Source organism: Psychromonas sp. KJ10-10 (assembly GCF_047323245.1).
Classification (GTDB): Bacteria; Pseudomonadota; Gammaproteobacteria; order Enterobacterales; family Psychromonadaceae; genus Psychromonas.
On sequence record NZ_CP178826.1, the window covers coordinates 3,660,005 to 3,676,625 of the forward strand.

Annotated in this window: 5 protein-coding genes and 4 pseudogenes; 1 reads left to right on the forward strand and 8 read right to left on the reverse strand. The window is 37.2% G+C overall.

Annotated elements, in window-relative coordinates:
- Positions 1–14: 14 nt before the first annotated feature.
- The 3 genes from ACLKMH_RS21075 to ACLKMH_RS21085 all read right to left on the reverse strand — a co-directional run bounded on the left by ACLKMH_RS21075 (position 15) and on the right by ACLKMH_RS21085 (position 1,283).
- Positions 15–380: a YacL family protein gene (locus ACLKMH_RS21075; protein WP_413699827.1), complete on the reverse strand. Its 366-nt coding sequence runs from the start codon at positions 378–380 to the stop codon at positions 15–17.
- A gap of 70 nt (positions 381–450) precedes the next feature.
- Positions 451–597 carry a hypothetical protein gene (locus tag ACLKMH_RS21080; RefSeq protein WP_413699828.1) on the reverse strand — a complete coding sequence of 49 codons (147 nt, stop codon included), beginning with the start codon at positions 595–597 and terminating at the stop codon, positions 451–453.
- A gap of 68 nt (positions 598–665) precedes the next feature.
- Positions 666–1,283: a winged helix-turn-helix domain-containing protein gene (locus ACLKMH_RS21085; RefSeq protein ID WP_413699829.1), complete on the reverse strand. Its 618-nt coding sequence runs from the start codon at positions 1,281–1,283 to the stop codon at positions 666–668.
- An 850-nt stretch (positions 1,284–2,133) separates the two neighbouring features.
- Here ACLKMH_RS21085 and ACLKMH_RS21090 point away from each other — a divergent pair.
- Positions 2,134–4,938: pseudogene (locus ACLKMH_RS21090) on the forward strand (bifunctional aconitate hydratase 2/2-methylisocitrate dehydratase).
- 413 nt (positions 4,939–5,351) lie between these two features.
- Here ACLKMH_RS21090 and lpdA read toward each other — a convergent pair.
- From lpdA to ACLKMH_RS21115, 5 genes and pseudogenes are all read right to left on the reverse strand, one after another.
- A pseudogene (gene lpdA, locus ACLKMH_RS21095) lies at positions 5,352–6,787 on the reverse strand (dihydrolipoyl dehydrogenase).
- Between the two features lie 113 nt (positions 6,788–6,900).
- Positions 6,901–8,480: pseudogene (gene aceF / locus ACLKMH_RS21100) on the reverse strand (dihydrolipoyllysine-residue acetyltransferase).
- Positions 8,481–8,538: 58 nt separating this feature from the next.
- Positions 8,539–11,206 (reverse strand): annotated as a pseudogene (gene aceE, locus ACLKMH_RS21105) (pyruvate dehydrogenase (acetyl-transferring), homodimeric type).
- A gap of 143 nt (positions 11,207–11,349) precedes the next feature.
- Positions 11,350–12,099 carry a pyruvate dehydrogenase complex transcriptional repressor PdhR gene (pdhR, locus tag ACLKMH_RS21110; protein ID WP_413699830.1) on the reverse strand — a complete coding sequence of 250 codons (750 nt, stop codon included), beginning with the start codon at positions 12,097–12,099 and terminating at the stop codon, positions 11,350–11,352.
- 394 nt (positions 12,100–12,493) lie between these two features.
- Positions 12,494–16,621 carry an NAD-glutamate dehydrogenase gene (locus ACLKMH_RS21115; RefSeq protein WP_413699831.1) on the reverse strand — a complete coding sequence of 1,376 codons (4,128 nt, stop codon included), beginning with the start codon at positions 16,619–16,621 and terminating at the stop codon, positions 12,494–12,496.

Sequence of the window (16,621 nt, forward strand, 5' to 3'; positions counted from 1 at the left end):
TTCACAGGCCTTAGTTATGTAATGAATGCTAGCCAAGAATGGATCAGATTTTCAAAATCCTCTAGTCCACAACAGGCTTCTACTTCCGCATTATAAAAGGATAAACTATCATCCAATTCTGCCTCCTGTTCTCCTTCTAATAAACGATGATTAACAACCTGAGCTTCAGAATTAGTTAATAATAAATCAAACTCACTTCCTACTAACTTATATTCACTTAAGCTTCTACTTTGTACTGAATAAATATTGCTTAATAATTTTTCTACCCACGCGACAGACTGCCCTTCCATTTCAAGCCAAGTTGCAAAAGCTTCATGGTCCATTTCAGTTTGTACTGTCGCCAAGCCAGTAATAAAATCTTTTCTAAACTCGAATTCCATCTTTCCTTTACTCCTAAAGACAAAAAAGGCCCCTATGTTGCCATAGGAGCCTTTTTTAAACGAGTGATGTTTAGCTATTAACTGCTTCAGCAGTCTCAACAATTTCTAATACATTCGTTGGGATCAACTCATAAGCGACTTGAGGTTTTAAAACAACATTTGATTTTGTTGCAACCATTAGCATTTGTTTTAAACGGCTAGCTTCATATGGTTTCAATAACAAACCTTGAATATCTAATAAGCTATTTAAACCAAGTAATTCACGTTGTACATCAAAGTGTGAACTTAAAATACAAATATCAGCGCGACTGATGTTTGTCCAGTACGGATTTTCTTAATTAATTCAACACCTGAGTTATCAGATAATAAAGTATCAACAATAACTAAGTCGAAATCTTGAAGTGCAACTGAACGCTCTGCTTCAATTGTTGTTGCAACGCCTTCAACGTATGCTACATCAAGCGATTCTAGTAACTCAATTAGTTGAATACGCTCATTAGCACCACCTTCAACGACTAAAACTTTCATCGCAGTAATGATGTTTGAAGAACCTTCAGATTTTGCTATTGGTGAAATGCTGTTTTCAGATGCACCAACACCTTCCATACGCGCAATATATCCACGTTTTGGAATAGTAGAAATATTTAAGCCATGTAAACTTAATGAGCCAATGCTTTTACGTAACTGAGAAATATGCTGATTGATTGTATGATCAGTCACAAGGCGACCCCATACATGCTGAGCAAGATCTTCACGAGTAACTACTGTATTTACATTTTTACATAAAAAATGTAATAAAGAAGTACGTAAAGGCCCAAGGTAAACCTTGCGGCTTCCATGAATTAAACTGTTTTGACTTGTGTCAATGTGGTATTCACCCACAACTAAACTTTTTTCTAACATAATAGTACCCACTTTTATGATTTTTATTATTTTATTAATGATTAATAATAGATCGTTATTGTGTCAATAATTGCACAGTTGTTTATTGATCTATGCTTATTTAAGTCATATATATTTTTATATTTGGACTGTTTAGACAGTCTCTTATATGTTTTGTTGAAAGATAATATCAATTTTTGGTAAAAAAACAAGCTAATTTGAGTTGTTTCATCTGTTTGACATATTCGTTCTATCTAGTTTTATAATTATCAAAAGGTTAGATAAAAGCAAAGCTAACTAAATTTTTTACTTATCGATAAAAACCGTATTTAAATTACTGTTAAATTTGACTTTAATCAAAAAGAAAAAGGAACTTAGAAGCAATGAATATATTCAATCAAAATTTAATTTATCAATACAACAAACAATTGAACTAATCAATATTTTAGTACAAAACCTAAAAAATGGCATAATTTCCACATAAAAAAGTTAATTTTTTAGCTGAAAATCAATAAAAAACTGATTTAATTGAACTATCAATATTATTTTTTCTCAAAAACAGTTATGCTGACAAACTAAATTATAAGGCATTTTTAATTAAAAATGCCTAAAGATAAACCTGTGGTTAATGGTAAACAGTAAAATAGAAATTATCAAAATAGTAAAAATCATCTTAAAAAAGTCTTTTAGATATTTACAAATTTAACATATGCAACATAATTATCACTTTTATGTAACATTAATCACATGAATACTTCTTATTTAACCAAATTAATAGTAGTCGCTTAAAAATCAGGTAAACTAGGACATAAATTTGTCCTTGCTATTAATGATAGTATTATTAGTAAATTAGAACTGGAGAGAGTTTCAAATGAGCCTATATTTAGAGTACATCAAAGAAATAGAAAATCGTAAGAATGAGTTAGGCTTAGCGCCTTTACCAATTGATTCTGCTGATTTGTTGACAGAAATTATTAGTCAAATTAAAGATTTAAATAATGAGCATAGAAAAGATTCACTTCACTTCTTTATCTATAACACCCTACCAGGCACAACAGGTGCTCGCCACTGTAAAAGCAGAATTTTTAAAAGAAATCATTTTAGCTGAAAGTGTCGTTTCTGAAATCACACCAACCTTTGCCTTTGAATTATTGTCTCATATGAAGGGGGTAAATCGATTGAAGTGCTACTTGATTTAGCACTATCTGAAGATACTGCGATTGCACAGTCAGCGGCAGAAGTATTAAAGACGCAGGTATTTTTATACGAAGCCGACACCAGTCGCTTAGAAGTCGCCTTTAAAGCGGGTAATGCAATTGCCAAAGAAATTTTAGAAAGTTATGCACAGGCAGAATTCTTTACCAAATTACCTGAGATTGCAGAAAAAATTGATGTAGTAACATATATTGCAGGTGAAGGTGATATATCTACTGACTTATTATCTCCTGGCCATCAAGCGCATTCTCGAGCTGACCGTGAATTACACGGTCAATGCATGATCACACCTGAAGCACAACAAGAAATACAAGCATTACAAGCTAAGCACCCTAAAGCAAAAGTAATGCTAATCGCTGAAAAAGGCACAATGGGTGTTGGTTCATCACGTATGTCAGGCGTTAACAACGTTGCATTATGGGCTGGTGAGCAAGCAAGTCCTTATGTTCCTTTTATTAACATTGCACCTGTTGTTGCTGGTACTAACGGTATTTCTCCAATTTTCTTAACAACCGTTGATGTAACGGGTGGTATTGGTATTGACCTTAAAAACTGGGTTAAAAAAGTAGATGAAAATGGAAATACTGTAGTTGACGATAATGGCGATGCTGTATTAGAAGAAGCATTTTCTGTTGCAACAGGTACTCTGTTAACCATTAATACTAAAACTCAAAAACTTTGTAATGGTGAAGAAGAATTAGTTGATGTGTCATCTGCATTTACACCACAAAAAGTTGAATTCATGAAAGCAGGCGGTTCATACGCCGTTGTATTTGGTAAGAAATTACAAACCTTTGCGACTGAAACATTAGAAATAGAAACACCCGCTGTGTATGCCCTTTCAAAAGAGATTTCTATAGAGGGTCAAGGTCTAACTGCCGTTGAGAAAATCTTCAATAATAATGCTGTTGGTGTTACTTCAGAGACCGCATTACATGCAGGTTCTGATGTTCGTGTAAAAGTAAACATCGTTGGTTCTCAAGATACAACGGGTCCAATGACTTGCCAAGAATTAGAAGCAATGGCGGCTTCAACTATTTCACCATTAGTAGATGGTGCTTATCAGTCAGGTTGTCACACAGCATCTGTTTGGGATAGTAAAGCACAGGCAAATATTCCTAAATTAATGAGCTTTATGAATAAATTTGGCCTGATCACTGCTCGTGATCCTAAGGGTGTCTACCCTGCAATGACGGATGTTATTCATAAAGTATTGAATGATATTACTGTTGATGATCGCGCTATTATTATCGGTGGTGATTCACATACACGTATGTCTAAAGGTGTTGCATTTGGTGCCGACTCAGGAACGGTAGCTGTCGCATTAGCAACAGGTGAAGCGGCAATGCCAATTCCAACATCAGTGAAAGTAACCTTCAAAGGTGAAATGAAAGACCACATGGACTTCCGTGATGTTGTTCATTCAACACAAGCACAAATGCTTAAACAGTTTGGCGGGGAAAATGTTTTCCAAGGTCGTGTAATTGAAGTTCACATTGGTACTTTATTAGCTGACCAAGCATTTACATTTACAGATTGGTCTGCGGAAATGAAGGCAAAAGCATCTATCTGTATTTCTCAAGATGAGACATTAATTCAATCACTTGAGCTTGCTAAGAGCCGTATCCAAATCATGATCAATAAGGGTATGGAGAACGCGGCAAAAACACTAAACGGTTTAATAGCTCTAGCTGACAAACGTATTGAAGAAATTAAATCAGGGACTAACCCAGCTCTAGCCCCAGATGATAATGCTAAATATTACGCAGAAGTAGTTGTTGATTTAGACCAAATCGATGAACCTATGATTGCTGACCCTGACGTTAATAACGATGATGTCTCTAAGCGTTATACGCATGATGTTATTCGTCCTGTTTCTTATTACGCAGACAAATCTGTTGATTTAGGTTTTGTAGGTTCATGTATGGTGCATAAGGGCGATATGCAAATCATCGCACAAATGCTACGCAACATAGAAAAACAAAACGGTAAAGTTGAATTTAAAGCACCATTAGTTATCGCGCCACCAACATATAACATTGTTGATGAGCTTAAAGCTGAAGGTGATTGGGAAATTTTACAAAAATACTCAGGTTTTGAATTTGATGATGCAAATCCAAAAGGTTCGGCGCGTACTAAATACGAAAATATCATGTATCTAGAACGTCCTGGATGTAACCTATGTATGGGTAATCAGGAAAAAGCGGAACCAGGTGACACGGTTATTGCTACTTCAACACGTTTATTCCAAGGTCGTGTTGTAGCGGATACTGCAGAGAAGAAAGGTGAATCATTACTTGGTTCAACACCATTAGTTGTATTATCAACTATGCTTGGTCGCTTCCCTTCTATCGAAGAGTACAAGAGCGCAGTAGCGGGTATTAACCTAACTGACTTTGTACCACCAACAGAGTCAATGAGCACTAAGTACTTTGCTGACGTACCTGTAAAAGTCCTTTAATCGACATCTAAGTATTCTTAGGTAAGCCTTAATCTAAATATTAGGCTTTAAGGGTTACTTGTTTTGGTTGAGTGAGAACAACTCACAATCAACTAAAACAAGTAACCCTTTTTTATTGGCTGTCGTTTAAGAGCGACGAGAAGCTAGCAAATAGCAACGAGAGGCGAGCAGATAGAGATAGCGACGAGAGACAAGCATACCTTCTAGAGGCGAGCTAATAGCGACGAGAGGCAACTAATAGAGACTAGTGCACTAATAGAGACTAGTGCGGTGCTAGAGGTTCGAAGTTCGGAGCTAGAAAACTCGATGCTCGAAGCTCATCCTTCGCGACTAATAAACTCGAAGCAAAAAAAGAGCTTGTTATCACTAGGATAACAAGCTCTTTATATTTTTAAATGCAGTATTAAATGTAATTATTTTTTACGTTTAACAGCTTTTGCATTTGGAAGGTCTGTAATTGAACCTTCGTAAATTTCAGCGACTAGACCAACAGACTCATGTAATGTTGGGTGAGCATGAATAGTTAATGCGATATCTTCAGCATCACAACCCATTTCGATTGCAAGACCAATTTCACCGAGTAATTCACCAGCATTAGTACCAACAACAGAACCACCAATAATACGGTGAGTATCTTTATCGAAAATAAGTTTAGTCATACCATCTGAACAATCAGAAGCGATTGCACGACCAGAAGCGACCCAAGGGAAAACAGATTTTTCAAAGTTTAAACCTTGCTCTTTTGCTTCTCTTTCAGTCACACCAACCCATGCCATTTCTGGCTCAGTGTATGCGATTGAAGGAATTGTTTTAGGATCAAAGAAGTGATTTTTACCCGCAATAACTTCAGCGACAACATGACCTTCATGCACACCTTTATGTGCTAGCATTGGCTGACCAACTACGTCACCGATTGCATGAATATGTGGTACGTTAGTGTGCATTTGCTTATCAACTTCAATAAAGCCACGCTCAGTAACCGTAATGCCTGCTTTTTCTGCATCAATTGATAGACCATTTGGCACACGACCAACAGCAACTAATACTGCATCGTAAGCTTTTTCGCCTTCAGGTGCATTTTTACCTTCAAAAGAAACATATAACGCATCTTCTTTTGCATCAACAGCAGTTACTTTAGTTGATAACATAATGTTGAATTTGTCTTTCACTTTTTTAGTGTAAACTTGAACAATATCTTTATCAGCTTGCAGGAACAAGTTGATCCGCAAACTCTACTACGTCAACATCAGAACCTAGTGATTTGTATACCGTACCCATTTCTAGACCGATGATACCACCACCCAAAATAAGTAAACGTTTAGGAACAGATTTCAAATCAAGTGCATCTGTTGAATCCCAAACACGTGGATCATCATGTGGAATAAATGGTAATTTAACTGGACGAGAACCGGCGACAATGATTGCATTATCAAATGTGATAGTTGTTACTTCGCCTTCACGGTTAGTTGCTTCAATAGTGTTAGCACCAGAGAAACGTCCCCAACCATTTACAGTAGTTACTTTACGCATTTTAGCCATACCAGCAAGACCGCCAGTTAACTGAGATACTACTTTATCTTTCCAAATACGAATTTTGTCAACGTCTGTTGATGGCTCACCAAACAAAACACCATGCTCAGATAATGCTTTTGCTTCTTCAATTACTTTTGATACATGAAGTAAAGCTTTAGATGGGATACAACCAACATTTAGGCAAACACCACCAAGTGTTTCGTATTTTTCTACTAAAACCGTTTCTAAACCTAAATCTGCTTGCACGAAATGCTGCTGAATAGCCCGCAGGACCAGAACCTAATACGACAACTTGTGCTTTAATTTCTTTACTCATTTTGACCTCTGTTTTGATATCAATCATGTCAGTATTTAAATAAGTGTATATTTTATTCAAATGTTAAATAAATGCAAAATAAAAGGCCGACAAATGCCGACCTGTTAACATAATTATAAGATCAATGTACGTAGATCAGATAAGTAGTTATTGATTGCTGTGATAAAGCGTGCACCGTCAGCACCATCAATCACTCGATGATCGTATGAAAGTGCTAGTGGTACCATTAGACGAGGTGCAAATTCAGAACCATTCCAAACAGGTTTCATTGCAGATTTTGATACACCTAAAATAGCCACTTCAGGAGCATTTACGATAGGTGTAAATTGTGTACCACCAATACCGCCAAGGCTAGAGATACTCATGCTACCGCCCTGCATATCTTTAGCTGTTAATTTACCTTTACGTGCTTTCTGAGAAATTTCACCTAATTCACGAGAAATATCGTAAATACCTTTATTGATAACGTCATTAACAACCGGTACAACAAGACCGTTTGGTGTATCAACAGCAATACCGATATTGATGTATTTTTTCAAAATAACATTTTCGCCATCGTTTGATAAGGTTGCATTAAAGTTAGGGAATTCTTTAAGTGCTTTTGCAACAGCTTTCATCATAAATACAAGAGGACTAATTTTAAGTCCTAAGTCTTGTTTAAGTCTGCAATTGCGTTTTGCTCTTTACGGAACGCTTCTAGTTCAGTGATATCTGCTTCATCAAACTGTGTAACATGTGGGATAGTTACCCAGTTACGATGTAATGTTGGGCCAGAGATTTTCTGAATACGTGAAAGAGGTTTAATTTCAATTTCACCAAATTTAGAGTAATCAATATCAGCATAAGGCAATACTTGTAAACCACCACCGCCACCGCTTTTTGCGATTGCTAATTGTGCTTTAACAAACTTTTGAACATCTTCTTTACTAGTACGACCTTTACGACCAGTTGCTGGAATACGTGCTAAATCAAGGTCAAATTCACGTGCTAAACGGCGCACTGATGGAGACGCTTTAATTGGCCCTGTAGTAACAGGTTCAGCAGGTTTAGATGGCGCAGGTGTACTTTTGCGGCAGGAGCGCAACTGGTGCAGGAGTCGCTTTTTCTGGTGCGAGCAACTGGCGCTGGAGCACTACCTTCAGCTTCAACAATAAGAATAAGTGTTCCTTCAGAAACTTTATCACCAGAAGCAACTTTAATTTCTTTTACAGTACCTGCAAATGGTGCTGGCACATCCATTGAAGCTTTATCACCTTCAACAGAAAGAATATCTTGGTCTTCAGCAATAACATCACCAACAGAAACAAGTACTTCAGTAACTTCTACTTCATCACCACCGATATCAGGTACACAAACATCTTTTAATTGTGTCGCAGCTGACTGGTGTCGCTTCAGCAGGCGCTTCGGCTGTTTCTTCTGCAGGAGCTGCAGCTGGTGCTTCAGCAGAGGCTTCACCAGCAACTTCAATCACTAATACAACTTGACCTTCAGAAACGCTATCACCAACGCTCATTTTGATTTCTTTAACTGTACCACCGAAAGCGGCAGGTACATCCATTGAAGCTTTATCACCTTCAATTGAAATCACATCTTGATCTTCAACGATAACATCACCGACAGAGACTAAAATATCAGTAACATCAGCTGCATCAGCACCAATATCAGGTAGTAAAAATTCTTTTAATTCAGACATAATAAATTTCCTAATTAATTAATGAGCACAGGCTTATTTGTGCTCACCATAAGTTGGTTTATGCAAACAGAGGATTAACTTTGCTTGTATCAATATCAAACTTAGCAATCGCTTCTGTTACAACAGATGCTTTAATATCACCACGTTTTGCAAGTTCACTTAATGCGGCAACAACAACATAACTCGCATTCACTTCAAAGTGACGACGAAGATTGTCACGACTATCTGAGCGACCAAATCCATCAGTACCTAATACTTTATAAGTATCAGACGGGATGAATGCACGTACTTGCTCCGCATAGTTTTTCATGTAATCCGTTGCGGCAATTGTTGGCTCTTTACCCAGTACCTGAGTAATGTATGCAACTTTATCTTCTGCTTCAGGGTTTAACATGTTGTCACGTTCAACATTTTGACCATCACGTGTTAATTCGTTAAACGACGTTACAGAGAAAACATCAGAAGCTACATTGTACTCTTCACTTAGGATTTGAGCAGACTTTAGTCACTTCATTCATGATAGTACCTGAGCTCAATAACTGAACTTTATTAGCACCTTCATAAGATTTCAGTTTGTAAATACCCTTACGAATACCCTCTTCTGCACCTTCTGGCATTGCTGGCATTGCGTAGTTTTCATTCATTACAGTTAGGTAGTAATAAATGTTTTCAGGGTTATCACCGTACATACGCTCAATACCGTCTTGTACAATAACAGCTAATTCATAAGCAAATGTTGGGTCATAAGAAACACAGTTAGGGATAGTATTTGCTTGAATATGACTGTGGCCATCTTCATGCTGTAGACCTTCACCATTCAGTGTAGTACGACCAGCAGTAGCACCTAATAGGAAACCACGAGCTTGTTGGTCACCTGCAAGCCATGCCATATCACCAATACGTTGGAAACCAAACATAGAGTAGTAAATATAGAACGGAATCATTGGTAAATCATTGGTGCTGTAAGATGTTGCAGCTGACTACCCATGAAGACATTGAACCTAATTCGTTAATACCCTCTTGAAGTACTTGACCTGATGATGCTTCTTTATAATAAGAAACAACACCGCGATCCTCTGGAGTATATTCTTGGCCATCCGGGTTATAAATACCCACTTGACGGAAAAGACCTTCCATACCAAATGTACGAGCTTCATCACAAATAATTGGCACGATATTTTTACCAATGCCTTTATCTTTCAATAGTACGTTTAAGATACGTACATAAGCCATGGTAGTAGAAATCTCACGTTTTTGCTCTTGTAATAATGGCGCAAACTTATCAAGACCTGGGATAGGCAGTTTTTCCGAGAAATCAGGTGAGCGTTTAGGCGTGTAACCCAATAGAGCATCACGTTGACCATGCAAATAAGTATGCTCTTCACTACCTTCTTCTAAGGTTAAGTAAGGCAGTTCAGCGACTTTTTCATTACTGATAAGATCTTCTAAACCTAAACGGTCACGTAGACTTTGAATGTGAGACTCATTCATTTTCTTCACGCCGTGAGCAATGTTTTTACCTTCAGCAGTGACACCCATGCCATAACCTTTAACTGTTTTAGCAAGAATAACCGTAGGTTTACCCATAGTATCCTTAGCATTTTTGAAAGCGACAAACAATTTAGATGAATCATGGCCACCACGTTTCAGAGCAAAAACCTCTTCATCGGTCATATCAGCAACTAATGCGGCTGTTTCTGGGTATTTACCAAAGAAATGTTCACGCACATAAGCGCCATCTTTTGATTTGAAAGCTTGGTAATCACCATCAACGGTTTCATTCATTAATTGTAATAATTTACCAGAAGTATCTTTTGCTAGTAAGGCATCCCAGTTACTACCCCAAATTACTTTAACAACATTCCAGCCTGCACCTGTAAATAGGCCTTCAAGTTCTTGAATGATGCTACCGTTACCCATTACAGGACCATCTAAACGCTGTAAATTACAGTTTACTAAGAAACATAAATTATCTAGTTTTTCACGTGACGCAAATGATAAAGAACCACGAGATTCTGGCTCATCCATTTCGCCATCACCAAGGAAAGCATAAACACGTTGAGCAGTTGTATCTTTAAGACCACGACCGTTTAAGTATTTCAAGAAACGTGCTTGATAAATAGCAGTGATTGGACCAAGACCCATAGAAACCGTAGGGAACTGCCAAAATTCAGGTAATAATTTCGGATGCGGGTATGAAGGAAGACCTTGACCATCCACTTCTTGACGGAAATTATCTAACTGTGCTTGCAGATAAACGACCTTCAACAAAGGCACGAGCATATATACCAGGAGAGATATGACCTTGGTAATAAACTAAATCACCACCATCCGTTTCATTTGCTTGCACGGAAAAAGTGATTAAAACATACTTCATAAAAAGTAGTCGCAGACTGATAAGAAGCCATATGGCCACCTAGGTCTAAATCTTTTTTAGAAGCTCGCATTACAATCATTATTGCATTCCAACGAATAATTGAGCGAATACGACGCTCAAGTTTCAAATCACCAGGGTAAGCTGGTTGTTGGCTAGCAGGTATTGTATTGACATAGTTTGTGTTAATACCATGTGGCAAATTAACGCCTTCTGCACGCGCTTTTTCCATCACTTTTTCAAGGATAAATTGCGCACGCTCAGAACCTTCATCTTCAAGAATGTCGGCTAATGCAGAAAGCCATTCTGAAGTTTCTTGTGCATCAATATCACTGTTTAAGATGTCAGTCATGACACTTTCCTTTTCTAGACTTAAGTATCTTAGCTACAAAGCTAAGTGTTTAATTTGCAACTATTTAGATTCACCCACTACCTAGTGGTTAATGCCAAGTGGCAATAAGTAATCTAAATAACTACCCTTGTGATTTTCAAGAATCAAAAACGCCCTAATTCGCGTTTAAATGAACTTTCTTCACGTAACATCACAGAACGTGTTTCTTCAATATAAATAAGGTGTTGAGCAGATGCTTTTTGTGCAACTAAAGGTTGCTTTGAAAGAATCGCTTCTAATAATTGCAGACGATGATGGTGAATTTTCTTAGCAACTTCGGGATAATCATAAAGTTTACGCACATTGTCTGAGATATTCTTTTCTAATAAAGGTTGAATGCCACGCGCCAAATGCAAAAAAACAACATTACGAGAGGCTTCAATAACTGCTAAATAAAATAATGCGACACTTTGAATTTCAAGGTCTAGGTTACTATCTCTTTGAGCATTTTCAATAGCTTCAAAACAGGACTTTATTTTATCAAAATCATCCGATGTGCCACGTAAGGCTGCATAATAGGCAGAAAAGCCCTCTAGCGCATGGCGAAACTCAAGTAGATCATATTGTGATTCTGGATGAGTATCTAATAACTCAAAAAGTGGATCGGCTAATTTTTGGCGTAGAGCCTCTCTTACGTAAGTGCCACCGCCTTGCCTGCGCATCAACAATCCTTTGGATTCCAAACGTTGAATAGCCTCACGTAATGAAGGACGCGAAACATCAAATTGCTTGGCAAGCTCCCGCTCAGCAGGTAGCTTTTCTCCTAGTTCAAGTGAACCATCTAAAATCATACTTTCAATGCGATCTTCTATTACATCAGCTAATTTCGGTTGCTTAATTTTTGCGTAAGCCATGTTGCCCTTCACTATCAGATTGTAAAATGGTATTACCAATTTACTTTGTAGGAGGAAATTAACAATTTTTTTAACATCTGTCTAGCAAAGTTTGATCTAACGCAGGCAATAACGTGACAATTGTTAACTATTTAAACAAAACCTTCGTATTTTTTTAAAATGGTAATACCATTTGTAATGTTTTGTTAAAAATATTTACTTTCGTTGCCACTAAATCATTTAATAATACATATAATGACAACAACAATAATAAATACAATCACCTTGCATAAAAAAACTTCATTTTTCTAGCATACGCAGAAAAAATGAAGTTTTTATGTTACTCCAAAATCACCAACTTCAACTCTAGATCCTATTTCACTTTCATTTTCCGGGCTAAATTCCGCAAGTAAAATTAGCTCTGAGACAAGTCAAGTAGTTCTCTTAGCGCTACCTGACACATACTAAACTCAGGATTGGTCACCACTAACATAGCATCCGCCATGCGTTGCCAACGCTCAGAAAGTGTATGGTGTGCTGTATGCCAATCAGCATATGCATCAGCCACATCAATCCCTTCAGTGACTTTTTCTAAAATCCCCTTACTAATCCGCAGTTGTTGCCACTCTAAATCATCACGCATTGCTTCGCGAGCAAGAGATTGCCAATGAGTATCACCGGGTAATAGATTTAGTTGTTTACCTATGTCGAAGAGTTTTAACGATTCACCACTATGGAAATAAACTCGCATTGCCTGTTGTGGTTCAACAGATGCCTTAGTAGCAATAGAAATAACACCTAACATCGCATAAACCTGATCACTACTTGCAAGCGATGCGACTAAAGATCTTGGCACTTTATCTGCGACTAGGCACTCAATGGTCTCTTTTCTTTGACTTGCAGAGCTTCCTATAAGCAACTCATCAAATTGAGCAACTAACTTTTGCAGTGGTGCTCGATAACATTCGACCAACTTACCTGTATCAAGTTCCATTCGATGATTACGAACAAGCCATCTTGTTGCGTGTCTTACCATACGTTTTAAACGATCACTTAAGATACTTTGCACTTCACTACTAATAATATTATCTAAGCTTTCAATTGCCTTGAATGTTTCTCGCATTGAGAAAATATCACGGGAAGCAACCCAAGCTTTACTCACATCTAAAAAGGAGCAACCAGTACTGGCCATGATTCGATAAACAAATGTTGGCCCCATACTATTAAACAGATCATTACTCACCTGTGTAGCAACTATTTCTGTTACTAGGGGATGCTCATAGATTTCTTTCTGGTACTGTTTAACTAAGCTCTGTGGAAATATTTTTTCTGACTCTTTTAAAAGATAGGCATCATCAGAAATTTTCTCATGCGCTAAAGCTTCTTTTAATTCATTTTTTGCATAGGAAAGTAATACCGCGATACTTGGACGCGTTAACCCTTTCTGAGAGCTTTTATATTCCGTTAAAGCATCATCAGTTGGAATAAACTCTAAAGCACGATTAAGTTTTCCTTTTTCTTCTAAATCAATAATTAAACGTCTGAATTCTTCAATTCGTTTAGGCCCATCTCGGTGGGAATGACTTATAGACTGTGCTTGGCGATAATTGTTTGCTAATACCAACTGTGCCACTTCATCGGTCATCTTCACTAACCAAACATTACGTTGTTTGATTGTTAAATCCCCTTTAGAGACTAATTTATCAAGTAAGATCTTGATATTAACTTCTAAATCAGAGCAGTTTACGCCCGTGACATTATCAATTGCGTCGGTAAAGCAATAACCGCCATTTAAGGCATATTCGATTCGTGCACTTTGTGTAAAGCCTAAATTCCCACCTTCTCCTATCACTTGACAACGTAACTCTTCACCATTAATTCTTAACGCATCATTTGCTTTATCACCTACATCGTTATGGCTTTCCGTTGCACTTTTCACATAGGTACCGATGCCACCATTCCACAATAAATCAACCTGTGATTTTAATAAGATGGTAATTAATTCAGTGGGCGTTACTTGCTTCTGATATATATCAAAGCGTTTCGCCATTTCAGGTGTCACAGAAATAGATTTTGCACTACGTTCAAATACTCCTCCGCCGGCTGAGATAAGGTTTTTATCATAATCATTCCAACCGGTTCTAGGGGTTTCAAATAAACGTAAACGCTCATTAAAATTCTTCTCATTATCAATCGGCAAAGGATCAATGAAAATATGTAAATGATTAAAAGCGACCACCAATGAAATACATTTTGAACTAAGCATTCCGTTACCAAATACATCACCTGCCATATCACCAATACCAATGACACTGATTGGTTTTGTTTGCACATCAATTCCCAATTCTCGGAAATGTCTTTGTACACTAATCCAAGCACCACGTGCAGTAATACCCATTTTCTTATGATCGTAGCCATTGCTTCCACCAGAAGCAAAGGCATCATCCAACCAAAAGTTTCTATCGGTTGCGAGTTCATTGGCAATATCAGAAAAAGTCGCTGTTCCTTTATCTGCCGCTACAACTAAATAAGGGTCGTCATTGTCATAACGTACTACATCAAGTGGTGGTATCACTTTACCCGCATCTAAGTTATCGGTGATGCTCAATAAAGCACTAATGAAAACTTTATAACAGGCAATACCTTCCGCCATAAAAGCTTCTCGATCCATACTTTGGGTTAGTTTTTTAGCAAAAAAACCGCCCTTTGCCCCTACTGGCACAATCACAGAATTTTTAACTTGTTGTGCTTTAACCAGCCCTAATACTTCCGTACGGAAATCCTCTCCACGATCCGACCAACGTAAACCACCTCGAGCAACTTTACCACCACGAAGGTGCACGCCTTCAACACGAGGGGAATAAACAAAAATCTCATAATTTAAGCGCGGTAATGGGATATCTGAGATTAAATTATGGTCAAATTTAAAACTAATATAATCATGGAAATCACCATTAATTTTCTGATAATAATTACATCGAACCGTCGCCATGATCAGCTCAACATATTTTCGTAACACTCTGTCTTCATTAAGATTAGTAACATCATTGAGGGCATTTAATATCTTCTGTTGCAATTTTTCTTGCTTGTTTAAGTCAGTTAGTTTTGTCGGATCAAAACGTATACTAAATAAGGCGACAATGTCCTTTACCAATTTATTATGATCTAATAATGTTTTAGCAATCGAAGATAAACTAAAACCAAAACGTAGCTGTTTTAAATATTTCGCATAAGCGCGCAACATATTGATATCACGCCAATTAAGACCAGCTCCTAAGATCAACTTATTGAAGCGATCATTGTCTGTTTTTTCATACCAAACCGATAGAAAAGCATCCGCAAAACGTTCTCTGTGTACTTCTGGGTCAAAGTTTTTTACTTGTGAATAGAGCAAGGTAAAATCATACAACCAGAAAGATTGCTCGCCAATTGGAGCCACTTTATAGGGATATTCCTCCGCAACTTTTAATCCCATATTTTCTAAAATTGGGATTAAATCTGATAGTAACAAGGCACCATCTTGGTGAAATAATTTTAACTTAAGCTCACTACTGTTAGGCTCAATAGAACGGTAAAAACGCAGTGTCATAGAACGATTTTTATCATTATATAATGACTCCATACGTTCAATATCAGCCACAGCGACACGTGAACTAAACCCATCTTGATAACTACCAGGAAAAGCATCTTGGTATTTTTGAGTCAGTTTCACTCCAGTTTCTTCGCCAAATTGTTCGATTAAAGCATCGTGTAATTCATCGTCCCAACGACGTGTTAATTGCTTCATTCTTTCTTGGATTGCTTGCTCTTCTAAAACTTGATTTAACGGGGATTTCAAACGTAATACTACGCGTAATCTTGCAAGGTTAGATTCACTCAAATAAGTTTGGAAATCAATATCTTCCACTTCAAGTGTACGTGAAATTAGATCTTCAAAAGTAAGCCTAACTTCAGTGCTATAAACATCTCTTGGGACATACAAAGTGGCAATAACAAACTGTCTATTTCCTGCGCAACGCATAAACAATTTTAATTCTTTACGCTCCTGAACATGTAAAATTTCAACCACATAATTAAGCAAGGTTTCCTCATTACAAAGAAGCAAATCTTCAACGGGGAAAGTATAAAGAATTTGTGATAATTCCTTATAATAATGGCTTCCATGACTAAAACCAGATTGCTGTAAAACATTGTTAATTTTATTACCAACAATGGGAATATTTTTAGGCGAACCACTATAAACCGATGAGGTGTACAAACCGATAAAACGATACCCAGAAATTAATTCGCCAGCTTCATTAAATTGTTTAATATAAATAACGTCGGGGTAAGCAGGACGATGCACCATTGCGCGTTGAGAAGCTTTACTAAAGTGAATAAGTGACGGTTTTTTTAAGATATCGAACAACTCAAAAGGCAATGGCTCTTTCAAAAAATCAGATCGTTTTAATAAACCCAACTGACTCTTTTCTGTTAAATAAACACAATCATCTTTGACACTAAATTGATCACAACCAATAAAAGTAAAATGGTCTTTTAGCAA